Source organism: Ruegeria sp. HKCCD7628, from assembly GCF_057221005.1.
In genome coordinates this window covers 257911-280509 of record NZ_JBWVBA010000003.1, presented here as the reverse complement: position 1 = coordinate 280509, position 22599 = coordinate 257911, and the positions used below count along the sequence as shown (strand labels likewise).

The 22599-nt window shown below is 58.4% G+C and carries 20 protein-coding genes and 1 pseudogene; 16 read left to right on the top strand and 5 right to left on the bottom strand.

Annotated features, from left to right (window positions below):
• Window positions 1-58: 58 nt before the first annotated feature.
• The gene (gene dctP, locus AC2TAD_RS09890; RefSeq protein ID WP_170352915.1) at window positions 59-1075 is read right to left on the bottom strand and encodes a TRAP transporter substrate-binding protein DctP; all 1017 of its coding nucleotides are present in this window, start codon (window positions 1073-1075) and stop codon (window positions 59-61) included.
• A gap of 428 nt (window positions 1076-1503) precedes the next feature.
• Here dctP and acs point away from each other — a divergent pair, with 428 nt between their 5' ends.
• The 9 genes from acs to AC2TAD_RS09845 all read left to right on the top strand — a co-directional run bounded on the left by acs (window position 1504) and on the right by AC2TAD_RS09845 (window position 11652).
• Window positions 1504-3468 carry an acetate--CoA ligase gene (gene acs / locus AC2TAD_RS09885; protein WP_170352913.1) on the top strand — a complete coding sequence of 655 codons (1965 nt, stop codon included), beginning with the start codon at window positions 1504-1506 and terminating at the stop codon, window positions 3466-3468.
• A gap of 7 nt (window positions 3469-3475) precedes the next feature.
• A complete protein-coding gene (locus AC2TAD_RS09880) occupies window positions 3476-4159 on the top strand; it encodes an adenylate kinase (RefSeq protein WP_170750782.1) in 684 nt (227 codons plus the stop codon).
• Window positions 4160-4340: 181 nt separating this feature from the next.
• Entirely contained in the window at window positions 4341-4625 is a 285-nt protein-coding gene (locus AC2TAD_RS09875; RefSeq protein WP_170352909.1) for a DUF4212 domain-containing protein, read from the top strand.
• A 4-nt stretch (window positions 4626-4629) separates the two neighbouring features.
• Window positions 4630-6414 (top strand): sodium:solute symporter family protein, encoded by a 1785-nt coding sequence (locus AC2TAD_RS09870; RefSeq protein WP_170352907.1) that lies wholly within the window; start codon window positions 4630-4632, stop codon window positions 6412-6414.
• Between the two features lie 110 nt (window positions 6415-6524).
• Window positions 6525-8348 carry a DUF294 nucleotidyltransferase-like domain-containing protein gene (locus AC2TAD_RS09865; RefSeq protein WP_480867425.1) on the top strand — a complete coding sequence of 608 codons (1824 nt, stop codon included), beginning with the start codon at window positions 6525-6527 and terminating at the stop codon, window positions 8346-8348.
• Between the two features lie 25 nt (window positions 8349-8373).
• Window positions 8374-8892, top strand: coding sequence for a hypothetical protein (locus AC2TAD_RS09860; protein ID WP_480867424.1), 519 nt, complete (start codon window positions 8374-8376; stop codon window positions 8890-8892).
• A gap of 1 nt (window position 8893) precedes the next feature.
• A complete protein-coding gene (locus tag AC2TAD_RS09855) occupies window positions 8894-10306 on the top strand; it encodes a 3'-5' exonuclease (RefSeq protein ID WP_480867422.1) in 1413 nt (470 codons plus the stop codon).
• An 89-nt stretch (window positions 10307-10395) separates the two neighbouring features.
• Window positions 10396-10896 carry a flavin reductase family protein gene (locus tag AC2TAD_RS09850; protein ID WP_209196525.1) on the top strand — a complete coding sequence of 167 codons (501 nt, stop codon included), beginning with the start codon at window positions 10396-10398 and terminating at the stop codon, window positions 10894-10896.
• A 54-nt stretch (window positions 10897-10950) separates the two neighbouring features.
• A complete protein-coding gene (locus AC2TAD_RS09845) occupies window positions 10951-11652 on the top strand; it encodes a sulfotransferase family 2 domain-containing protein (RefSeq protein ID WP_480867420.1) in 702 nt (233 codons plus the stop codon).
• On the opposite strand, the gene AC2TAD_RS09840 is transcribed toward AC2TAD_RS09845, so the two are convergent.
• The 3 genes from AC2TAD_RS09840 to AC2TAD_RS09830 are packed head-to-tail and all read right to left on the bottom strand — an operon-like array spanning window position 11653 to window position 13882.
• Window positions 11653-12132 (bottom strand): DUF6505 family protein, encoded by a 480-nt coding sequence (locus AC2TAD_RS09840; protein WP_170750768.1) that lies wholly within the window; start codon window positions 12130-12132, stop codon window positions 11653-11655.
• A gap of 2 nt (window positions 12133-12134) precedes the next feature.
• Window positions 12135-12824: a biotin/lipoate--protein ligase family protein gene (locus tag AC2TAD_RS09835; protein ID WP_480867418.1), complete on the bottom strand. Its 690-nt coding sequence runs from the start codon at window positions 12822-12824 to the stop codon at window positions 12135-12137.
• Window positions 12821-13882, bottom strand: a complete 1062-nt coding sequence (locus AC2TAD_RS09830; RefSeq protein WP_480867416.1) for an Mrp/NBP35 family ATP-binding protein — start codon at window positions 13880-13882, stop codon at window positions 12821-12823. Before AC2TAD_RS09830 ends, AC2TAD_RS09835 begins: the two co-directional genes overlap by 4 nt.
• Before the next feature lie 109 nt (window positions 13883-13991).
• On the opposite strand from AC2TAD_RS09830, the gene AC2TAD_RS09825 reads away from it, so the two are divergent.
• Complete coding sequence (locus AC2TAD_RS09825; RefSeq protein ID WP_170352887.1) at window positions 13992-14720, top strand: hypothetical protein; 729 nt, start codon at window positions 13992-13994, stop codon at window positions 14718-14720.
• Here AC2TAD_RS09825 and AC2TAD_RS09820 read toward each other — a convergent pair.
• Complete coding sequence (locus AC2TAD_RS09820; protein ID WP_480867414.1) at window positions 14714-16666, bottom strand: 4Fe-4S binding protein; 1953 nt, start codon at window positions 16664-16666, stop codon at window positions 14714-14716. The two genes, AC2TAD_RS09825 and AC2TAD_RS09820, sit on opposite strands and share 7 nt — an antisense overlap.
• A gap of 264 nt (window positions 16667-16930) precedes the next feature.
• Here AC2TAD_RS09820 and AC2TAD_RS09815 point away from each other — a divergent pair, with 264 nt between their 5' ends.
• The 6 genes and pseudogenes from AC2TAD_RS09815 (at window position 16931) to fdh3B (ending at window position 22541) form a co-directional block, all read left to right on the top strand.
• The gene (locus tag AC2TAD_RS09815; RefSeq protein ID WP_170352885.1) at window positions 16931-17485 is read left to right on the top strand and encodes a DUF3305 domain-containing protein; all 555 of its coding nucleotides are present in this window, start codon (window positions 16931-16933) and stop codon (window positions 17483-17485) included.
• Window positions 17470-18066: pseudogene (locus AC2TAD_RS09810) on the top strand (DUF3306 domain-containing protein); the annotation flags it as partial. The gene AC2TAD_RS09815 and the pseudogene AC2TAD_RS09810, both read left to right, overlap by 16 nt.
• Before the next feature lie 4 nt (window positions 18067-18070).
• Window positions 18071-18682 (top strand): TorD/DmsD family molecular chaperone, encoded by a 612-nt coding sequence (locus tag AC2TAD_RS09805; RefSeq protein ID WP_480867413.1) that lies wholly within the window; start codon window positions 18071-18073, stop codon window positions 18680-18682.
• A 63-nt stretch (window positions 18683-18745) separates the two neighbouring features.
• Window positions 18746-18934 carry a ubiquinol-cytochrome c reductase iron-sulfur subunit N-terminal domain-containing protein gene (locus AC2TAD_RS09800; protein ID WP_353393099.1) on the top strand — a complete coding sequence of 63 codons (189 nt, stop codon included), beginning with the start codon at window positions 18746-18748 and terminating at the stop codon, window positions 18932-18934.
• A gap of 106 nt (window positions 18935-19040) precedes the next feature.
• Window positions 19041-21935 carry a formate dehydrogenase subunit alpha gene (locus AC2TAD_RS09795; RefSeq protein ID WP_480867411.1) on the top strand — a complete coding sequence of 965 codons (2895 nt, stop codon included), beginning with the start codon at window positions 19041-19043 and terminating at the stop codon, window positions 21933-21935.
• A 12-nt stretch (window positions 21936-21947) separates the two neighbouring features.
• Window positions 21948-22541, top strand: a complete 594-nt coding sequence (gene fdh3B, locus AC2TAD_RS09790; protein ID WP_037307340.1) for a formate dehydrogenase FDH3 subunit beta — start codon at window positions 21948-21950, stop codon at window positions 22539-22541.
• Window positions 22542-22599: the final 58 nt, after the last annotated feature.

The window sequence follows — 22599 nt, the reverse complement described above, 5'->3', positions numbered from 1 at the left end:
TGTTCCCCTGTTGTCTTTATAGGTGTCCGGGCGCCGAACAGGCACCCGGACTTAGTGATCAGTTACCGCCGCGCTGTTGCTTCAGCGTTGCCTGAACCAGATCATAGAGGTCTTGCGCAGGCAGACCCTGTGCTGACATATCCGCAATCCACTGCTCGCGGATCGGATCCGCGGCTTTTGTGCGGAACTCCTCGATTACGGCATCGTCGATTTCAACTTTGGCGACGCCTTTCTCGGACAGGACGCTGTCCCATTGCTCCAGTAGGCCGCCATAGTTGGCGAGGTAATGGTCAATCGCCTCATCAATCGAGCTGTTCAGCGCCTCGCGGTGCTCGGCAGGCAGCGCTTCATAAGCGTCGATATTCACCACGACCGGGCAGTTCACCGTGCCGGGATTGAGGTTCGCGGTCCACCAATCCGCCTCGTTGATGGTGCCGAACGACAGATGAGCGTGCTGGGCGAAAGCCACAGTATCCACAACACCCGATTCCATCGCATTGAACGCCTCTGTCGCAGGAACCGAGGTCGGGACACCCCCAACCGCTTCAAACGCCTGCCCCAGACCGCCGGTGGCGCGCACACGCATACCGTCAAAATCGGCCAGCTCGTCGCGCGGGTCACCTGTGCCGACAAGATTATACTGTGGCATGGGTGAGGTCATGATGATACGCGCATTCCACTGTGCCATCTCATCTTTCACCGCCGGGTGATCGTAAACCGCGTGGCTGACGGCAACCTCTTCTTCAAGGTTGCTTACACCCAGAAATGGGAGTTCGAGCACAGTGATGGCGCGGTTTTTGTCCCGGTGATAGCCCGCGCAGAACTGCGCCATCTCGAACGCGCCGATTTCAATGCCGTCCAGATTCTCTCGCGGCTTGGACAAGCCCCCGTAACTTACATTGATGGTGAATTCACCGCCGGTTTTTTCACTGACCAGCTCGGCCAGCTTTTCAACGTGCTCGGTAAAGGCGCGGCGTTTACCCCAGACCGAGGCGCTCCATTCGGTTGCCGCGGCCTCGGATACGAAGGCAACGGTCAGGGCGGCGACAGCGGCACCGCTCAGCATCTTTTTCATTATGATCTCTCCCTTATCTGCGCCCCTTGTCGAAGCGCTTGATGTCAAAGCTAGCGCCAACATCTGAGTGTGCCAACCCCCGGAAGATTTCACGGAACCAAGATAATCAGATCAAGTGACCGCTAACACGCTAAAGATGAATTTCCGATGCCATTTTTGGGCCCAACCAACGCAAACACGAGGATGGAAATCCGTTACAATTATCATCTTGTTATTAATAGATTATTATCAACATGATCCAAAAATGTTTTCATCTCAACGGCATTTAGAGAAATTTTTTTACAAACTAATCCATAGTTTCCGGTAATTTATTCCCTTGTTTTCTGTTCTCCGTATTATTCGGTATGGGGAGGAAGCGGGTCGACATTGTCAGTTTAGCAGGCAAAATTCGGCCCCACGAAATTTAGCCCAGAGGGAGGAGCCTCAGAATGACAACCGCTGCCCAGGCAGATGCCAAAACCTATCCGCCATCAGCAGACACTGTTGCCCGTGCACATGTCGATGCCGACAAATACAACGAGATGTATGCAGCCTCCGTCAACGATCCTGTTGCCTTCTGGGACGAACAGGGCAAGCGTATCGACTGGATCAAACCCTATACCCAAGTCAAGGACGTCAGCTTCGATTTCGGCTCGGTCGGTATTAACTGGTACGCCGACGGTACTCTGAATGTTTCGTCCAACTGCCTGGATCGCCATCTGAAAACCCGTGGAGATCAAACCGCGATCATCTGGGAGCCAGATGATCCAACTGATCCCGCTCAGCACATTACGTACGCCGAACTGCACCGTCGCACCTGCCGAATGGCCAACATCCTGGAATCAATGGGTGTGCGCAAAGGTGATCGAGTTGTCATCTACCTCCCGATGATCCCCGAGGCTGCTTACGCAATGCTGGCCTGTGCCCGTATCGGCGCAATTCATTCGATCGTGTTTGCCGGCTTCTCGCCCGATGCGCTGGCGGCACGGGTCAATGGCTGTGACGCCAAGGTCATCATCACAGCGGACGAAGCCCCGCGTGGCGGCCGCAAGACCCCGCTGAAATCCAACGCAGATGCGGCGCTGCTGCATTGTAAGGACACGGTGAAATGCCTCGTCGTCAAGCGGACTAACGGTCAAACCACATGGATCAACGGTCGCGACTACGACTACAACGAAATGGCGCTGGAGGCCGACGACTATTGCGCCCCCACCGAGATGAATGCCGAAGACCCGCTGTTCATTCTTTACACCTCTGGCTCGACCGGCCAGCCCAAAGGCGTCGTTCACACGACCGGCGGTTATCTGGTCTACGCCGCGCTGACCCATGAGGTAACATTCGACTATCACGAGGGTGATGTTTACTGGTGTACTGCGGACGTCGGCTGGGTCACAGGCCACAGCTACATCGTTTACGGTCCGCTGGCCAATGGCGCTACAACGCTGATGTTTGAAGGCGTCCCAACATACCCCGATGCAGGCCGTTTCTGGGAGGTTTGCGCGAAGCACAAGGTCAACCAATTCTATACAGCCCCCACCGCGATTCGCGCGCTGATGGGTCAGGGCAACGAGTTTGTCGAGAAGCACGACCTGAGCGACCTGCGCCTTCTGGGCACTGTCGGCGAACCGATCAACCCAGAAGCCTGGAACTGGTATAATGAGGTGATCGGCAAGGGCAAATGCCCTATCGTGGACACTTGGTGGCAAACCGAAACCGGCGGTCATCTGATGACCCCCCTGCCCGGTGCGCACGCTATGAAGCCCGGCGCGGCAATGAAGCCGTTCTTTGGCATCCAGCCAGTGGTTCTGGACCCCCAATCGGGCGTGGAAATCAGCGGTAACGGGGTCGAAGGCGTGCTGTGCATCAAGGATAGCTGGCCCGGTCAGATGCGTACCGTTTGGGGTGATCATGAGCGGTTCGAAAAGACCTATTTCTCGGATTACAAAGGCTACTATTTCACAGGTGATGGGTGCCGTCGGGATGAGGATGGCGACTACTGGATTACTGGCCGCGTAGATGATGTGATCAACGTATCCGGGCACCGCATGGGAACCGCCGAGGTCGAAAGCGCACTGGTCGCCCACGCCGCTGTAGCCGAAGCCGCCGTGGTGGGATATCCGCATGAAATCAAAGGACAAGGCATCTATTGTTATGTGACCTTGATGAATGATCGCACCCCCTCGGATGAGCTGCTGAAAGAACTGCGCACCTGGGTGCGGACCGAGATTGGACCGATTGCCTCGCCGGATGTGATCCAGTGGGCACCGGGCTTGCCGAAAACGCGCTCGGGCAAGATCATGCGCCGCATCCTGCGCAAAATCGCCGAGGATGACTTTGGCGCACTAGGGGACACTTCGACGCTTGCCGATCCGTCGGTGGTCGAAGACCTGATTGAAAACCGCGCGAACAAGTGAGGATGTGATGGACGCTGCCACGATCACCACACCCGTCGTCCTGATCCTTCTCGGCCCTCCGGGTGCCGGGAAGGGTACACAGGCTCGTATGCTTGAACAGAAGTTCGGGTTGGTTCAACTCAGCACCGGAGACTTGCTGCGTGCCGCCGTCGCGGCCGGGACTGAAGCAGGTTTGGCCGCCAAAGCCGTGATGGAGGCCGGAGATCTGGTCAGCGACGATATTGTCATCGCGATCCTGCGCGATCGACTGGCCGAGCCGGACTGCGCGAAAGGAATCATCCTTGACGGCTTTCCCCGCACCACGGTTCAGGCACAGGCGCTGGACACATTGTTGGCCGAATCTGGGCAAAAGATCAATTCGGCCATCAGCCTCGAGGTAGAAGACGCTGAAATGGTGATCCGGATTTCGGGTCGCTACACCTGCGGCATGTGCGGTGAAGGCTACCACGACACGTTCAAGCTGCCCGCGGTTGAAGGAAAATGCGACAAATGCGGCAGCTCAGAGTTCAAACGGCGCGCAGATGATAACGCTGAAACTGTTGCGTCCCGGCTGACGGCCTATCACGCGCAGACGGCACCGCTGATTGACTACTATCAGGCCCAGGGAGTGCTGAAGGGTATCGACGCAATGGGCCAGATAGATGACATCTCAATCGACCTGCAAGGGTATGTGCAAGAGGTCATGACTTAAAGGGTGGATCAAAGCGCAGGGCTTTAATCCTAAATCAGAATACTTCGAAGGAACTGCCTTGGCAGAACCGAGAAGTTTTACCTGACGTCACGGGGCGTTGGGCACAATCGCAAAGCGACCTGACGCGCATTAGGAGTTGTGTGCCAGGCCGTACGGCGAAAAAGCGAAGGAGGAACCCGCAATGGCGGATCAATCATCAAACTCCGCGCAGGCTGCCGAGTCCGACAAGGGCTATTGGCAGGCCAACCTGCGCCTAATTTACATCAGCCTTGTGATCTGGGCGCTGGTGTCGTTTGGATTCGGCATTCTGCTGCGTCCGCTGCTGTCGGGTATTTCCGTGGGCGGTACAGATCTGGGCTTTTGGTTCGCACAGCAGGGTTCGATCCTGGTCTTTCTGGTGCTGATCTTCAACTACGCCTGGCGCATGAACAAGCTGGACGCTGAATACGGCGTGGACGAGGAGTAACAGCATGGACCAGTTTACCATCAACCTGCTGTTTGTCGGCGCGTCTTTTGCGCTGTACATCGGCATCGCGATCTGGGCCCGGGCGGGTTCCACATCGGAATTCTACGCCGCCGGTCGCGGCGTTCACCCGGTCACCAACGGTATGGCGACAGCAGCGGACTGGATGTCAGCGGCCTCGTTCATCTCGATGGCGGGCCTGATTGCCTTCACCGGCTATGACAACTCGACCTTCCTGATGGGGTGGACCGGTGGCTACGTGCTGCTGGCTCTGCTGCTTGCGCCTTACTTGCGTAAGTTCGGCAAATACACCGTCTCGGAATTCATTGGCGACCGGTTTTACAGCCAGACCGCCCGTGTCGTTGCGGTGATTTGTCTTATCGTTGCCTCGGTGACCTACGTGATCGGTCAGATGACCGGTGTCGGCGTGGCCTTTGGCCGCTTCCTTGAGGTGTCGAACACATCCGGTCTGCTGATCGGTGCCTGTGTGGTGTTTGCCTACGCGGTGTTTGGTGGGATGAAGGGTGTGACCTACACTCAGGTTGCTCAGTACTGCGTGCTGATCACCGCCTACACCATCCCGGCGATCTTCATCTCGCTGCAGCTGACCGGCACCCCTGTTCCGGCGCTGGGTTTGTTTGGTGACACCGCAAGCGGTGAACCCCTGCTGACCAAGCTGGATGCCATTGTGACCGAGCTGGGCTTTAACGAATATACAGCCCACCACTCGAACACGCTGAACATGGTTCTGTTCACCCTGTCGCTGATGATCGGTACTGCGGGTCTGCCGCACGTCATCATGCGCTTCTTCACCGTTCCCAAAGTGTCTGACGCCCGCTGGTCCGCTGGCTGGACGCTGGTGTTCATCGCACTGCTGTACCTGACCGCCCCTGCGGTTGGCGCAATGGCCCGTCTGAACATCACCGACATGATGTGGCCTAATGGTGGTATCGAGGGCGGCGCTGTTTCTGTCGAAGCAATCGACACCGACCCGCGTTACGACTGGATGGCCACGTGGCAGAAAACCGGTCTTCTGGATTGGGAAGACAAGAACGGTGACGGTAAAATCCAGTACTATAACGACGCAAACGCCGACTTGCAGGCAATTGCCGAGGAAAAAGGCTGGGTTGGAAACGAGCTGACCAAGTTCAACCGTGACATCCTGGTTTTGGCCAACCCCGAAATTGCCAACCTGCCGGGTTGGGTGATCGGTCTGGTCGCGGCTGGTGGCCTTGCGGCTGCGCTGTCGACCGCCGCGGGTCTGTTGCTGGCGATCTCGTCGGCAGTGTCCCACGACCTGATCAAGGGTGCGATCAACCCGCAGATCTCGGAAAAAGGCGAGCTTCTGTCAGCGCGTATTGCAATGGCTGTAGCCATCGCTGTAGCAACGTGGCTGGGCCTGAATCCTCCGGGCTTCGCGGCGCAGACGGTGGCCTTGGCCTTCGGCTTGGCGGCAGCCTCGATCTTCCCGGCGCTGATGATGGGTATCTTCTCGACCCGCATCAACAACACCGGTGCGGTCGCGGGTATGCTGGCTGGTCTGGTTGTAACACTGATCTACATCTTCCTGCACAAGGGCTGGCTGTTCATTCCGGGCACCAACTCTTTCACTGATGCTGATCCGCTGCTGGGTCCGATCAAGTCGACCTCGTTCGGGGCGATCGGTGCCATGGTCAACTTTGCCGTCGCCTACTTCGTGGCCGGTGCGACCAAGGAAACTCCGCAGGAGATCAAAGATCTGGTCGAAAGCGTCCGCATTCCCCGTGGCGCGGGTGCAGCTCAGAATAAATGAGCATGATGCGGCCCAAAGCCTACTTGCCAAAGGCCGCGTCTTTCGACTGACTACTCCCGCCCGGCACTCTACCGGGCGGGATTTTTAAACCAGAAACCGAGGAGTATTCCATGCCCCTGTCCCATGATGAGATCACCCGGTTTCTGAAATCCGTACACCCTTATGACGCCCTGCCAGCGAATGTCTTGGATGCCATCGCACACCAGATCGAGGTGTGGGAGGTCGAAGAGGACTTCACGGTCTACAAATTGGGTCATTCTTTACCCGGTGTTTTTGTGATCTACGAGGGACAGATTGAGATCAAAGACCGGAACGATGTCGTCGTTTCGCATCTTGGTCTACGAAACTCATTCGGTGAACGCGGGCTTTTGAAGGATGGCAAGGCAATCACCAAGGCACGCGCCGACGCCTCATCGGTGCTGTTGCTTTTGCCTCCGGATCTGGTGCGCGAATTGATCGCCGGACATGAAGTCGTCGCAAAGTTCTTCAACCGCAGCCGCACCACACGCGCGGGACCACAGAGTCTGGCCACCAGTTCGATCGACGTTCTGATGGCGCGCAACCCAGCCACCTGCCCGCCTGATACACCGGTCCGCGAAGCCGCGCAGCTGATGCGTGACAAGCATATCTCATCGCTGTGCGTAACGGATCAGGAAACTCTTCTTGGCATCGCGACCCTGCGCGACGTGTCCGGCAAGTTTGTCGCGGACGAAATGCCAGCGGACACGCCCGTTGCCGCGATCATGACCGCTAACCCGATTACCCTGTCACCTTCCGATATCGGCTCGGATGTTCTGCATATCATGATGGAACGGGGGATTGGCCATGTTCCAATCTCCGAAGGTGGGCGGTTAGTCGGTATCGTTACTCAAACCGACCTGACCCATTATCAGGCCGTCAATTCGGCCGAACTTGTGCGCCAGATTGCAGCTGCGCAGACAGCGCAACAAATGGCGACTGTGACCAATGAAATTCCACAGCTTCTGGTACAGCTTGTTGCCGCAGGAAACCGACACGAGATCGTCACGCGCCTGATCACGGATATCGCTGACACAGCCACCCGTCGACTGTTAGCCTTGGCCGAAGCCAAGCTTGGCCCGCCCCCCGTACCCTATCTGTGGCTGGCCTGCGGATCGCAAGGGCGGCAGGAACAGACTGGTGTCTCTGATCAGGACAATTGCTTGATGCTGGAAGACAGCGTGACCGACGGTGACATGCCCTATTTTCATGCGATGGCACAGTTTGTATCGGACGGGCTGGACACATGCGGGTACTTCTATTGCCCCGGCGACATGATGGCGACAAACCCGCGCTGGTGCCAACCGGTACACGTGTGGCGCGACTATTTCAAAGGTTGGATCGCCAAGCCGAACCCCGAAGCACAAATGCTGGCATCCGTCATGTTTGACTTACGCCCGATCGGTGGCGCATTCGAGCTGTTCGACAAGCTGCAAGCCGATACGCTGGCTGCAGCCCGGGCGAATTCGATCTTTGTGGCGCACATGATTTCAAACTCGTTGAAACATACGCCTCCGCTTGGTTTGTTACGGGGATTTGCGACGATCCGGTCAGGTGAGCACCGCAATACACTGGATTTAAAGCACAACGGTGTCGTTCCCGTCGTCGATCTGGCCCGGATTTACAGTTTGCAGGGCGAGCTTCCCGAGGCGAACACGCGCGCGCGTTTACGGGCGGCTGGAGCGGCTGGTATCCTAAGCGAGTCCGGAGCGCGGGACCTGCTGGATGCATACGATCTGATTGCTGAAACCCGTCTGGAACACCAGGTGCGGCTTGTAAAAAGTGGCGAAAAGCCGGACAACTTCATGCCACCCACGGCCCTGTCCGATTTCGAACGCAGCCATCTTCGGGACGCGTTCGTCGTGATCAAGACGATGCAATCGGCGGCGGGCCACGGAAAAGGTATGCTGGGTTGAACCGGCCGAAATTGGGAGAAACGCAATGTTCCTGGAACTGATCGCCACACTCTTCGCAGGCGTTGCATTTGCAGGCGTCGTGATGCTGGTGAACAAGATGACGGGCGGTCGCTTGCCAAGGTGGGCAGCCCCTGTTGCAGCCGGTTTGGGGATGATCGGAATGACCATTTCCAGCGAATATTCCTGGTATGACCGCACCAAAGATACGCTGCCTGAAGGCATGGCGATTATTCAAGAAATCGAAAGTCGCGCTTTTTATCGCCCCTGGACCTATGCGGTCCCCTTTGTTGAACGTTTTGCCGCGATTGACACAGCCTCGGTTCGGACCAACGAACAGGTGCCCGAGCAACGGTTGGTAGACCTTTACTTTTTTGGGCGCTGGTCCCCGGTTTCCAAGCTGCCGGTCGCTGTGGATTGCGCACAAAACCAGCGCGCCAATCTGGCGGACGGGGCCGAATTCGGATCCGAAGGTCAGCTGCTGGACGCCGACTGGATCAACGCAGAAACCAACGACCCCATCATCGAGGCCACCTGCGGAGTGTAACATGCTGACCCGGTTAAGCCTGCGCTTACGCATCTTCCTGTTTTTTTGCCTGCTGGCTGTAGGCGGGTTAGCTGTCAGTTCTCTCGCCTTGTGGATCAGTTATCGGCGCGTTGCAGATCCTGAATTGGTCAACGCCTTCATCTTTGCTGAAATCCTTATGGCTTTTGGCTTTGTGGCGCTGATAGTCGCCGTTTGGTTGCTGTTTGATGACAACGTCGCCAAGCCGATCGAGCGTCTTTCGGCTGAGCTGCGCGCGCGCGCACACGCAGGCGTCAACCGGGAAATGGATGTTCAGGCCGCGCGTTACCTGGGTGATCTGGCCCCTGCTGCGGCTGGTCTGGCCGACCAGCTGTCAGAGAAGACTATGAGCGTAGCCGAAGCCGTCGCTGCTGAAACCGCCCATCTTGCTGCCGAAAAGCAGAGGCTGACAGCCTTGCTGACCGACATTCCGGTGGCCATGCTGCTGGCCAGCCCGACGCATAAGATCGTGCTCTATGATGGTCAGGCGGCCGAAGTTCTGGCGCAGATTTCACATCCCCGCCTGAATGCGTCGATGTCCGAGTATTTTCAGATGGGTCCCTTGGAACAAGCCTTTGCCAAACTTACCAAAACAGGGCTTGAGGTCGGTTGCACTCTCACAAGTATCGACGGCACACAAAACTATATGACGCGTATGAAACCCTTGGGCGACGCACCAGGTTACATGCTGATTTTTGACGACAATGCCACAAACATCGCGCCCGAGGCCGCGCGGCCGCTGGTCTATGACTTTGCCCTATTGAACTCGGCTGCCAATAAGGAACTGCGTACACTTGACCTGCGCGAGCTTTGCTTTGTTGTGTTTGATACCGAAACCACGGGGCTGCTGCCACACAAGGACGAAATTGTGCAGATCGGAGCAGTGCGTGTCGTAAATGGCCGGATCATTGAAGGCGAACGGCTGGATATATTGGTCAACCCCGGTATGCCAATCCCTGCTGCCTCGACCAAGGTTCACAAGATCACAGACAATATGGTCTCGGGCGCGCCTGGAATCGCCGAGGCTGGCAAGGTCTTTCATCAATTTGCGCAGGACGCGGTGATCGTGGCCCATAATGCGCCATTCGACATGGCCTTTCTGCGCCGCCATGCGAACCGGATGGGCGTTGAATGGAACCACCCAATTTTGGATACTGTCCTGCTGTCCGCCGTTCTGTTCGGCGCCAGTGACACGCACACGCTGGACGCCGTGTGCGACAGGCTCGACATCACTATCCCGCCAGAGTTGCGCCATACGGCGCTGGGGGATGCGGTCGCAACTGCCGAGGCGCTGGTTCGTATGTTACCGATGCTTGAGGCACGCGGCATGACCACCTTTGGCGCGGTGATCGAGGCGACCCGTCAGCACGGACGCTTACTGGAAGATCTGAACTAGGCTGGAAAAATACAGTTTCAAGCGCAGCTTTTCGTGGACAATTTCACTGGGCCGTGGCACCTGAGGCGCGGCCACTGAATGAGCGCGTGATGACCGAGACCACTTTCACCCCATCCCCCGACCAAAGCATCGCTTTCCGCGAAGCCTTGGGCTGTTTCGGAACAGGGGTCACCGTTGTGACAACGCATACCGAAATGGGGCCGCGGGCGATCACGGTGAATTCGTTTTCGTCGGTCTCGCTAGATCCACCTCTGGTTCTTTGGTGCCTTGCAAAGGACTCAAACCGGTTCGGCGCGTTCCATAACTGCCAGCATTATTCGATCCATGTCATGGCCGAAGATCAGCAGGATCAAGCACTGAAGTTTGCCGAAAATGGCGAAGACTTCTCCCACGCAGATTGGATAGCTGACCATGCCAAGCGTCCGCACCTGTCTGATTGCCTTGCTCGGTTTGATTGCACGCTAAACGCCCAACACGATGCCGGAGATCACCTTATCCTGATTGGCCAGGTCGAAAAGGTGATGTACCGCACAGGCAAGGGGTTGATTTTCAAGCGTGGACAATTTGGGGGTTTTGCCGATCTAATATAGATCAATAAGCCCAAATTACATTGCTATATCTGAATAATACAGCAATGTAGTGCGATGATCGGCACCAGGAATAAAATAGTCTTCGTCCACATACCCAAAACCGGCGGAAGCTCGGTCGCATGGGCGTTACGTAAGGAATTTGATCGGCCGAATCCGTTGCAGCGGATGTTAAAAAGCTTGGACGGTCGAACGATAAACAGGGGCATCTACCAAAAGTCGCGGTTCCAGCCGCTTCCAGATCATGCCAAGGCGATAGACTATCTGGAACGCTTGGGCCCAGTGTATTGGACAATGCGCTCGGTTGCATTCGTTCGTAATCCATTCGACTTGTTGATTTCACTTTATAGCTACATCCAACAAACCGAAATTCATCATGACCACCAGGCGGTCAAAGGTATTTCTTTTGAAGAGTTTATATTGACGCGCTGCGGAGGCGAGCTTTCACCTTACAGACAAACAAGTTTTCTGTTGGACGAACAGAACCGATGTCTTGTCAGCTTTGTTGGCCGAATGGAAAACCTAGGCACCAACTTCCAGAGTTTTTGTGCGAAAGTCGACATCCAAGCCAGTTTAAGCCACCAAAACAAGTCCAATAGATCAAGGGTAGTTGCGGATCACTACAACTCCGAGATGATAGATATTGTCGTCGAAACGTTCCGCGCGGATTTCAACTTACTAGGCTACAGCACTGATCCGAATAACCAATCCATAGACCAGATGGAGTTGCTGAAGCACCCTAAGCTGAAACCAATTTAGTCACTCGTCCAGCGACCCATGCACGGCCAGTGCCTCAAGTTGGGTTTCCTGCGGGGTGATGATGCGGAAAGCCTCATGCACACCCGTCTCGGATAGTTCACGCGCGACGGTCAGCAGGGTGTTGGGCGCATGTTCTTCGCATAGCTCGGACATATGAGTGATTTCGGCTTGCGCGACGCCCATCGCCGCCTCAACCGAAGGCGCGCCGTAGATTTGTACGAAATGCTCGGCCAGGTTCTGCGCAATCTGGTCGATCTCGGCTGGTTCCACTTGCGTCACTGCCACGAATGTCACCCGGCCAAAGGTCTCGACACCCAGCCATCCGTTCGCGAAAGCCTGCCGGGCCTTGCCCTCAAGATCGCCCTCGCCCCAGTTCGAAAACTCGAACCCGCCAGAGATGCACCACTCGCCCGTGCGGGCCGGGGAATGAAACACGTTCATGTCGCTTTCGTCGAAATGAATTGCGCGGGCCAGTTTCATCTTTAGTTCTCCAGTAGATCCGTCAAGGGGCGCAGGGTTGTTTCGGCACCGTCGCGGATCAGCATTCCGAACCGCTCGTCGGCGCCCAGAAAGACACCTGTGTCATAGGGTTCGCCCACCCCGCGTAGCAGCCCCATCCATTCGGCATGAAGCGGCGCATTTCCGTCCTCTTGCCAGCGGTTGAGCCATGTCAGCATATGCCTCGACCAGCTTTCAACCAGTTGAGTCGGCGACACCTCAGCACAGCCCTCATCATAAAGCGCTGTAATATCTGGGTTTTCACCGGGCGCATCGCTGGTTTGCAGCAGTGCCAGTTCCCAGCCGACGATCAGCCAATCGGGCTCTTCCTCGGGCGCGGTGCTTGAGGCCGTGACCTGAAACATCCCACATTTAGCCCCGTTCACACAGATCGGGCCGTCCCAGTCCAGATGGACCGCCACCTCGGGCGGGGCCAGCGCGCCCAGTGCGTTCTGAAACCCCACGGCACAGAGCGGCAACATCGCCATCGCGTCCTGCAGCGGAACTTCGGGTGCAAAGACGATAGCCACGCGTAAGCGGTCAGCCTGAATGTTGTAAACCACGGTGCCCGCATCGCATCCCAGCGCGGCCATGGCTTGCGCGCGCTGAAACGGATCTTGTCCCCCCTGCACCGGGTGACCGACCAACAGAGGGGGAAAAACCGGCTCGCTCATGCGTTTCCCTTGGCGATCAAGTCGCGGGCGATTTTGCGGAACGCGTCGGCCTGCGGGCTGTCGGGTTTGCTGACCACGATGGGCGCTCCCCCATCAGCGGCCACGCGAATGTCCAGATGCAACGGGATTTCCCCCAGCAGCGGTACACCCAGCGATTCAGCCTCGGATTTGACACCACCATGGCCGAACACATGTTCCTCATGCCCGCAATTCGAACAGATATGGGTGGACATGTTCTCGATCATGCCGACGATGGGCGTTTTCAACTGGTTGAACATGTCGATCCCCTTGCGGGCATCGATCAGGGCTACGTCCTGCGGGGTCGACACAACAATCGCGCCATCCACCTGGAACTTTTGGCTCAGCGTCAGTTGCACGTCACCGGTGCCGGGCGGCAGGTCGACGATCAGCACATCCAACGCGCCCCATTGCACCTGGTTCATCATCTGCTGCAACGCGCCCATCAGCATCGGACCTCGCCAGACAACCGCCTGCCCTTCGTTGGTCATCAGCCCCATGGACATCATGGTGACGCCGTGATTGCGTAACGGCAGAATCGTCTTGCCATCCGGGCTGGCCGGACGACCCGAAACACCCAGCATCCGGGGCTGCGAAGGGCCGTACACATCCGCATCCAACAGACCCACGCGCCGCCCCTCGGCGGCCAGCGCACAGGCGAGGTTCGCGGACACGGTCGATTTACCGACACCCCCCTTACCCGAGGCCACGGCGATGATGCGATCCACGCCCGCCACCGGCTGCGGACCTGTTTGCGAAGGTTTGGGTTTCGGCTTCAGATCCGGCGGTGCCTTGTCGGAATGCGCGGTCAGCATGGCCGAGACCTTGGACACACCATCAACCATCTGCGCGGCCTGCTCGGCCGCTGCGCGCACGGGTTCCATCTTGTCGGCGTTCTTAGGGTCGATCTCCATCACGAAGCGTACGGTGTCACCTTCGACATTCAGGGCACGCACGATCCCGGCGCTGACAATGTCTTGTCCGGACATGGGATCGGTGATTTTCTTCAGGTTCGCCAGAATTGCGTCACGAACACTCATGCCTTTTCTCCGTGTGTCGATCCAACCAAGTGGTTGATTTTCATTGCATGTGTCTCCGTCTCATTCAGTTTATTTGACGCAATCGGGGCGCTGCCGTTAGGCTGACCCCATGCGCGTTATCCTTTTGTGCCTGAGCCTGACGCTCTCCGCCACCCCCTCTTGGTCGCAAGAGGCGCTGGGACTGGCTGCCCCGCCCGAGGTTGCCGATTCTGGTCTGTTGCAACATATTCTTCCGCGCTTCTCGCTCAAGACCGGGATACGCGTTATTGCGGATGATACCGGCGTTTTGGTGTTGGAAAGCGGCCCGCCGGGTGATCCGGTCTTTGCCCGCGACGGTGTGATCTATCACCTCAGGATCGGCGAGGATGCCAAACACGAACGTTTCCGCGACTGGCTGCTGTCCGATATCGGCAAGCGCACGGTTGAAGGGTTTGCTCCGGAAACCGGCGCGCCCTTCTCGGCCGAGTTCGAAGTTGCCGCGGTGCAGGAAGAGGTGGTTGTTGATGGCGACGCCGCATGGGGAGAAGAGCTGTCGATGACTCATTGCGGGCGGTGCCACGTGATCGGCCCGCAAAACCGCATGAATGGGCTGGGCTCGACGCCATCCTTTGCAGTCCTGCGCGCCATGCCCGACTGGTCGGAACGATTCGAGGCGTTCTTTGCCCTGAACCCACACCCCGCCTTTACCCAGATCGACGGGCTGACATTGCCCTTTGACCCCGAACGCCCCTCGCCCATCCACCCCGTCCAGATGACGCTGGACGAGTTGGAGGCGATACTGGCCTTTGTATCGGTCATCAAAGCCGCGGATCTGGGCGCACCGTTGCAGCTTCAGTGATCCTTGCGCTTTGTGAAATAATCCTCGGTCGTAACAACCTTGGGACGCGGCGCAGACTGGAACGGGTTGTCCTGTTGCTGGAACTGCGCGTTCACACGGCAGTTATCGCACATCTGGATCATCCGCGCCTTGTCCGAGGTGGCAAACATCGGATGCGTGCCCGACAGCTTCTCCATGATCCGTTCGACCGTGGATTTCACACCGAACAGCGCGCCACATTCGACGCATGCAAATGGTTCTTCCTCGTTCAACACCTGCTGAGACAGGGCGGCATCGCTCAGGTCCAGTTGCGGGACCAGCGTGATCGCGTCCTCGGGGCAGATTGTTCGGCACATACCGCATTGCAGGCAGGCATCCTGCTGGAAGTTCAACTGCGGCATGTCAGGGTTGTCGATCAACGCCCCCGACGGGCAGAGCGACACGCAGCTTAGGCACAGCGTGCAACTGTCTGTGTTCACCGCCACCGCTCCGTAAGGCGCATCTTCGGGCAATGGCAACGGAGCTTCGGCCTGAGGGTTGAGCGCCTGCGCGGCCAAGCGTGCGATTTGACGCCGGTTTCCCAAGGGAAGCACCGGATCGGCCAAAGGCTCTGGTACGTCCTGTGCGTATAGTTCGTCAGACATCGCATCCGGATCAGCCTGATCAATCAGGCCCAGCTTCCCCGCGCCTGCTATGGCCTCGGCCAGTGCCAGTTCACGATCCAACGCGTCCCGCTCGGTCGTTGGTGCCAGCAAGACATCCACACGAGCAAACCCATGGGCCAGCGCGGCCAGCATTTCGGAATGGCCAAACCCCGAGATCACGTTCAGTTCCAATGGGATCACGTCGGCAGGCAAACCGCGACCAAAGCGGGCGGACAGTCGGATCATTTCAGCCCCGTGGGCATCATGAACCAGCAGCCGGGGCGCTTGTCCCTCGGCCCGTCGATAAGTGCGCGCCAGAATGTGCATCCGGGACAAAAGTGCTGCAACCGGCGGGTCTTCGTAGGTGATCGCCGTCGAGGGGCAAACCGCCGCGCATTCTCCGCATCCGGCACAGATCATAGGATCGATAGCCACATGTTCACCCGCAGAGGTGATCGCACCAGTCGGGCAGATGTCCAGACAGTTCGAACACCCTACCTGTTCGGCGCGGGAATGGGCGCAGAGGGTTTCCTCCATCCGCACATAAAGAGGTTTTTCAAAGGTGCCGACCAGTTGCGCGGCCTCAAAGGCCAGGCGTTCAACGGCGACCGTATCCTTGGGATCGGCCCTCAGATACCCCTCGCGCTTGGCAGGGGCCTGCACGAAAGGCGTATCACCGGTCAGATCCAGCACGATATCGCAGGAGGAGCCCGCCCCGTCGCGCGGTTCAGACCATGCAAACGCCCCGCGCCCGCCGGGTTCTAACTGTTGTAGCGCATCCAGCCGCAGGGAAAATCCGCCCAAAGCACCGGTCAGCGACCGAACGCGCCCGCGCACCACATCATAGGCGCGCGACATCGGCTCGCTATCGTCGGTGCTCAGGACCGTGACGGCCAAGGTAGGCGAAAGACGCTCGGCCAGATCAAACGCCACCGCGCCGGGGCCGATGATAAAACACGTGCCTTCGCTGACGACATCCCCGCCGGGCGTGATCGGCTGCGGCAACAGCGCCTCGGCCGCCAGCGCAGCCATCTTGGGGGCGGCATCCGCGCCCTCATCCGACCATCCCGCGCGGTCACGTAGATCGACGAAACCAGGTGCCTCGACCCCAAGCTCATCGGCCAAGTTGCGAAAAACTTCCTGCTCTTGCCCACAGGCGACGATCACGTCACCGTCTTGCATAAAATTCGCAGCTGTATCCAACTCGCGCGTACACAGCGCCGTGTGGACCTTGGAACATGTCGCATCGCAGGCGGATGCCATCTTGTCTGCGTCCACGCGCTGAGTGCCCGCGCAGTCGCATAATAGTAGTTTGGTGCTCATATCCCCTCCCCGGATGTCGCGCCATCTCACAGCACAGTAGGCTGTATTCGGGGGACGGCAATGTAAACCCCATCGCAAACACGCCAAATCCAACCCCCGGACGCGCTACACAACCCTGTTTTTCTACCCGGGAACAAGGCCCCTCACGAACTCGCTATCGACGTATGCGACTAAAGTCGTAGTGCTTGGACTTGGCAGAAGATCATTTTGTGTACCATAGTGGACACGGGGAAGGCAGGGGAGAGCCTTCCGGGGAGGATTTACGTGGCGAAGGCCGCTACTCAGATTGAAATGCCGATAGGCGTTGTTGTGCGCAAAACACCCGGTGTCACTCGCTGGGCGAAATGGAACTGGCGTGCGATTGCGGTGTTGCCCGGTGCGGGCCCTGCCGATTGGCACGAAATGCGCCGGGAAGGCGAAGCTGTGGAATACCACGCGGCCACCCTGCCCCTGACGCTGTGGGCGGATGAGACCGAGGCGTATATGGTCAACCTGTCCGACGGCACGCCCTCGATATACCTTGTGCTGCGGGATGCGCTGGACGGGCAACGCCCGATGGATGCTGTGCTGGTTACAGCCTCACCCTATGAAGGGCAGGATTACGCGGATACCGGCGAAGAGATTGTCGAGAAAATTCCAATGACCGACGGGCTGATCGCCTGGGTACGGGATTTCGCGTTGGAACATCACCGCGATGAAGTCTTCGTTAAACGCAAGCGCGACAAGAAACGCACTGATTTGGTCGAAGATGGCAAAGGCGATGCGCGCATACGGCAAGAGTCCGATGTTTACCGCGCCCCGCGGAGGATCATACAATGACTGAAGCCCGCGATTTCTGGTCCCGCCGCAAAGCCGCCGTTCAGGCCGAGGCTGAGGCCGAAGTAATCGCAGCCGAAGAACAGGTGATCGCAGACCAGCGCGCCGAGCTTGAGGAAAAGACCGACGCCGAGATTCTGGCCGAGCTTAACCTCCCCGATCCCGATCAGTTGCAAGCGGGCGATGACGTCTCGGGCTTTATGGCCAAAGCCGTTCCCGACCGTCTTCGCCGCCGCGCCCTGCGCAGGTTGTGGCGGCTGAACCCGGTGTTGGCCAATGTCGATGGGCTGGTCGATTATGGCGAAGACTATACCGACGCGGCCTGTGTGATCGAAAACCTGCAGACCGCCTATCAGGTCGGCAAGGGCATGTTGGCTCATGTCGAAGCGCTGGCCGCCAAGGCCGAAGTCGAGGCGGAAGATTCCGATATCGAGGTCGAGGCCGAGGAGCCTCAGCCTGAACCCGAAGAGATCGACACCCCCGACCCAGAGCCCGTTCTCTTGGCTGAAATAGAACCAGACGCGCCGGAGGAGGCGGAAGTCGCCCCTGCCCCGCGCCGCATGAAATTTGAATTCGAAGGATAACCGAATGACCGCAAGTGAAGCGCAACAGATGGATGTCTCGGCCGAGGATCGCCTGCGCGCGGATTTCTATAACTTTCTGGGCCTGCTGTTGGCCGGTCCGCCAGATCAGATGCTGCTGGACCAGATGGTGGGCCTCAGCGGCGATGACAGCGATCTGGGTCAGGCTATTCAGGCGATGGCTCGGGTGGCCAAAGTCACCAAACCTGCGGCTGCTGAACGTGAGTTCAACGCACTGTTCATTGGGTTGGGACGCGGAGAGCTTCTGCCCTATGCCAGCTTTTACCTGACCGGATTCCTGAACGAGAAACCATTGGCACAGCTGCGCAATGACATGGCCGTGCGCGGTATTACCCGGGCGCAAAACGTCTATGAACCCGAAGACAACATCGCCTCGTTGATGGAGATGATGGCGGGGATGATCGTCGGCCGGTTCGGCCCGCCCGCGTCTTTGGAAGACCAGAAAGCGTTCTGGAACAAACATATCGGCCCTTGGGCCACGCATTTCTATTCGGATTTGGAAGGCGCCGAGAACTCGGTCCTCTATGCCTCGGTCGGCACTGCCGGTCGGGTCTTCATGGAGATCGAGCGCGAAGCTTTCCGAATGTCGGCAGCGTGAGACGTTGTCATTCGCCAGCGTCCCTTGCGGGGCGTTAAACTGCAAATGGGAAAGGAGAACCCCATGAGCAAGACCAAGGAAGAAGGTGCAACGCGCCGCGACTTCCTCAAACTGGCCGGAACCGCAGCACCCGCTGCTGTCGCCGCAGCCAGCCTGACCGGAAAGGCCGAGGCAGCTGAGCTGCCCACGGACGAAACCCGGATGCAGGACACCGCGCATACACGCGCATATCTGGAAAGCACCCGGTTCTAGGATCGGACGTTTTCACCACCCGACAGACGGTTGCGATTGGCCCTGACGTCGGTTTTGCGAAGTACCAAGCAGCCGTGGCTGACACGGCACGCAAGGGAGGAAAGTAATGCTTAGGAAAAAGACCAACGGGGTTGCGAGACGCCCCCAGCGGACAAGTATCCTGTCCCAGGTCGGCGAGAAAACCGTCGATCGCCGCGCATTCCTGCGTGGCTCGGGCCTGACGATCGGCGGCCTTGCCGCGATCAGCGCCACGGGTGGAACCGTGACGCCAGCCAGTGCCCAGACAGCGGCGAACAAGGCCGTTGAAAACATCAAATCCGTATGCACCCACTGCTCGGTTGGCTGTACCGTCGTTGCCGAAGTGCAGAATGGCGTCTGGGTCGGGCAGGAACCCGGCTGGGACAGCCCGTTCAACCTGGGTGCGCACTGCGCCAAGGGGGCCTCGGTCCGCGAGCACGCTCATGGCGAACGCCGCCTTAAGTACCCGATGAAAAAGGAAGGCGGAGAGTGGAAGCGCATCAGCTGGGAACAGGCGATCGACGAGATCGGCGACGGCATGATGAACATCCGCCAGGAATCCGGGCCGGACAGCGTGTACTGGCTGGGTTCTGCGAAACACAATAACGAACAGGCTTATCTGTTCCGCAAGTTCGCCGCCTACTGGGGCACGAACAACGTGGACCATCAGGCCCGTATCTGCCACTCAACCACTGTTGCGGGCGTTGCGAACACATGGGGCTATGGCGCCATGACCAACTCGTACAACGACATGCACAACAGCCGGGCCATCTTTATCATCGGTGGTAACCCGGCCGAGGCGCACCCCGTCTCGTTGCTGCATATCCTGCGTGCGAAAGAGCAAAACAACGCCCCTCTGATCGTCTGCGACCCGCGCTTTACGCGCACCGCGGCCCACGCGGATGAATATGTCCGTTTCCGCCCCGGCACCGACGTTGCACTGGTCTGGGGCATCCTGTGGCACATCTTCGACAACGGCTGGGAGGACAAAGAGTTCATCCGCACCCGTGTCTGGGGTATGGACCAGATCCGCGAAGAGGTTGCCAAGTGGAACCCCGACGAGGTTGAGCGCGTCACCGGTACGCCCGGCTCGCAGCTGCGCCGCGTCGCCCGGACCATGGTGAACAACCGTCCTGGCACCGTCGTATGGTGCATGGGTGGTACACAGCACACCAACGGCAACAACAACACCCGCGCGTACTGCGTGCTTCAGCTTGCGCTTGGCAACATGGGCACATCGGGTGGTGGCACCAACATCTTCCGCGGCCACGACAACGTGCAGGGCGCAACAGACCTTGGTGTTCTGTCCCACACCCTGCCCGGCTACTATGGCCTGTCCAAGGGTGCTTGGGGCCACTGGGCGCGTGTCTGGGGTGAAGACCCTGAATGGCTAGCGGGTCAGTTCGCCACGATCAAGGACAAGGAAGGCAAGGACAAGCCGCTTCAGAACGAGCGCGGCATCCCGGTCTCCCGTTGGATCGATGGTGTTCTGGAAGACCCAGCCAACATGGATCAGGACAATAATGTCCGTGCCATGGTTCTGTGGGGCCACGCGCCCAACTCGCAGACCCGGATGACGGAAATGAAGACGGCGATGGAGAAGCTGGACATGCTGGTCGTGATCGACCCGTACCCCACCGTCTCGGCCGTGCTGCATGACCGCACCGACGGCGTCTACCTGTTGCCCGCCTGTACGCAGTTCGAAACACGTGGCTCGGCCACGGCATCGAACCGGTCGCTGCAGTGGCGCGACAAGGTGGTTGATCCGCTGTTCGAAAGCTTGCCGGACGAGGTCATCATGGCCAAGTTCGCCAACAAGTTCGGCTGGGCGGACCGCTTCTTCCGTAATATCGAGATGGAAGATGCCGAGACCCCGAATGTTGAAAGCATCACGCGTGAATTCAACTCGGGCCTCTGGACCATCGGCTATACCGGGCAGTCGCCGGAACGTCTGAAAAGCCACATGGCCAACCAGCACACGTTCGACAGAACCACGCTGCAAGCCATCGGTGGACCCAACGACGGCGAATACTACGGCCTTCCGTGGCCCTGCTGGGGCACGCCGGAGATGGGTCATACGGGGACACCGAACCTCTATGACATGTCCAAACCGGTGGCCGAAGGCGGCCTGACTTTCCGCGCCCGTTTCGGTGTGGAACGCGATGGTGACAACCTGCTGGCCGAAGGGGTCTATAGCGTTGGATCGGAAATTCAGGATGGTTATCCGGAATTCACGATGCAGATGCTGATGGATCTTGGCTGGGATGGCGATCTGACAGCCGAGGAACGCGCGGCGATTGACGCTGTTGCGGGTCCTGAAACCAATTGGAAGACCGACCTCTCCGGCGGTATCCAGCGGGTTGCGATCAAGCATGGCTGTGCGCCCTTCGGGAACGCCAAAGCCCGCGCGGTCGTCTGGACCTTCCCGGATCCGATCCCACTGCACCGCGAGCCGCTATATACCAACCGGCGCGATCTGGTGGAGGACTATCCGACCTACGAGGACCGTCAGGCTTATCGTCTACCCACCCTTTATGCTTCGATCCAAAAGAACGACTTTTCAAAGGATTATCCGATAATCCTGACGTCAGGTCGTCTGGTCGAATATGAAGGCGGCGGTGATGAAACCCGGTCGAACCCATGGCTGGCCGAGCTTCAGCAGGACATGTTCGTCGAGATCAACCCCCGCGATGCCAACAACCTTGGTATTCGTGACGGATCACAGGTCTGGGTCGAAGGTCCTGAGGGCGGAAAGGTCAAGGTGATGGCGATGTTGACCAACAGGGTTGGCGCCGGCGTGGCCTTTATGCCGTTCCACTTTGGCGGCCATTTCCAGGGCGAGGATCAGCGGCACAAATACCCCGCAGGTGCAGACCCCTATGTCTTGGGTGAAAGTTCTAACACCGCCCAGACCTATGGCTACGACTCAGTAACCCAGATGCAGGAGACCAAATGTACTCTCTGCAAGATCTCGGCAGCGTAAAGGAGGACGAAAATGGCTAGAGCAAAGTTTCTCTGCGACGCTGAACGCTGCATCGAGTGCAACGCCTGTGTCACCGCGTGTAAAAACGAGCACGAGGTGCCATGGGGCATCAACCGCCGCAGGGTGGTGACGATCAATGACGGCAACCCGGGCGAACGCTCGATCTCGGTGGCCTGTATGCATTGTTCGGATGCGCCTTGCATGGCGGTGTGCCCGGTCGACTGCTTCTATCAAAACGAAGAAGGGGTCGTCCTGCACTCCAAAGACCTGTGCATTGGCTGCGGCTATTGCTTCTACGCGTGCCCGTTCGGTGCGCCGCAATACCCGCAGGCGGGCAACTTCGGATCACGCGGCAAGATGGATAAATGTACCTTCTGTGCCGGTGGTCCCGAAGAAACGCACTCGACCGCAGAGTTCGCCAAATATGGTCGCAACCGGATCGCCGAGGGCAAACTGCCTATCTGCGCCGAGATGTGTTCCACCAAGGCCCTGCTTGCCGGTGACGGCGACGTGGTCTCGGCCATCTACCGCGAACGCGTTGTGGCACGCGGGTTTGGCTCGGGCGCGTGGGGTTGGGGCACCGCCTACGACCAGAAAGACGGCTAAGTTCGTCTTATTGAACCAAACAGACGACCCGCATGCGTGGGTCGTCTGAACTGGATTT

Bases quoted from the DNA above. Each gene is read 5' to 3' on its own strand.
- AC2TAD_RS09795 (WP_480867411.1), top strand. From the start codon at position 19,041: ATGCTTAGGAAAAAGACCAACGGGGTTGCGAGACGCCCCCAGCGGACA.
- AC2TAD_RS09845 (WP_480867420.1), top strand. From the start codon at position 10,951: ATGATCGGCACCAGGAATAAAATAGTCTTCGTCCACATACCCAAAACC.
- dctP (WP_170352915.1), bottom strand. From the start codon at position 1,075: ATGAAAAAGATGCTGAGCGGTGCCGCTGTCGCCGCCCTGACCGTTGCC.
- AC2TAD_RS09865 (WP_480867425.1), top strand. From the start codon at position 6,525: ATGCCCCTGTCCCATGATGAGATCACCCGGTTTCTGAAATCCGTACAC.
- AC2TAD_RS09830 (WP_480867416.1), bottom strand. From the start codon at position 13,882: ATGAGTGTTCGTGACGCAATTCTGGCGAACCTGAAGAAAATCACCGAT.
- AC2TAD_RS09850 (WP_209196525.1), top strand. From the start codon at position 10,396: ATGACCGAGACCACTTTCACCCCATCCCCCGACCAAAGCATCGCTTTC.
- AC2TAD_RS09835 (WP_480867418.1), bottom strand. From the start codon at position 12,824: ATGAGCGAGCCGGTTTTTCCCCCTCTGTTGGTCGGTCACCCGGTGCAG.
- AC2TAD_RS09860 (WP_480867424.1), top strand. From the start codon at position 8,374: ATGTTCCTGGAACTGATCGCCACACTCTTCGCAGGCGTTGCATTTGCA.
- AC2TAD_RS09825 (WP_170352887.1), top strand. From the start codon at position 13,992: ATGCGCGTTATCCTTTTGTGCCTGAGCCTGACGCTCTCCGCCACCCCC.
- AC2TAD_RS09805 (WP_480867413.1), top strand. From the start codon at position 18,071: ATGACCGCAAGTGAAGCGCAACAGATGGATGTCTCGGCCGAGGATCGC.
- AC2TAD_RS09880 (WP_170750782.1), top strand. From the start codon at position 3,476: ATGGACGCTGCCACGATCACCACACCCGTCGTCCTGATCCTTCTCGGC.
- acs (WP_170352913.1), top strand. From the start codon at position 1,504: ATGACAACCGCTGCCCAGGCAGATGCCAAAACCTATCCGCCATCAGCA.
- AC2TAD_RS09855 (WP_480867422.1), top strand. From the start codon at position 8,894: ATGCTGACCCGGTTAAGCCTGCGCTTACGCATCTTCCTGTTTTTTTGC.
- AC2TAD_RS09800 (WP_353393099.1), top strand. From the start codon at position 18,746: ATGAGCAAGACCAAGGAAGAAGGTGCAACGCGCCGCGACTTCCTCAAA.
- AC2TAD_RS09820 (WP_480867414.1), bottom strand. From the start codon at position 16,666: ATGAGCACCAAACTACTATTATGCGACTGCGCGGGCACTCAGCGCGTG.
- AC2TAD_RS09840 (WP_170750768.1), bottom strand. From the start codon at position 12,132: ATGAAACTGGCCCGCGCAATTCATTTCGACGAAAGCGACATGAACGTG.
- AC2TAD_RS09870 (WP_170352907.1), top strand. From the start codon at position 4,630: ATGGACCAGTTTACCATCAACCTGCTGTTTGTCGGCGCGTCTTTTGCG.
- AC2TAD_RS09875 (WP_170352909.1), top strand. From the start codon at position 4,341: ATGGCGGATCAATCATCAAACTCCGCGCAGGCTGCCGAGTCCGACAAG.
- fdh3B (WP_037307340.1), top strand. From the start codon at position 21,948: ATGGCTAGAGCAAAGTTTCTCTGCGACGCTGAACGCTGCATCGAGTGC.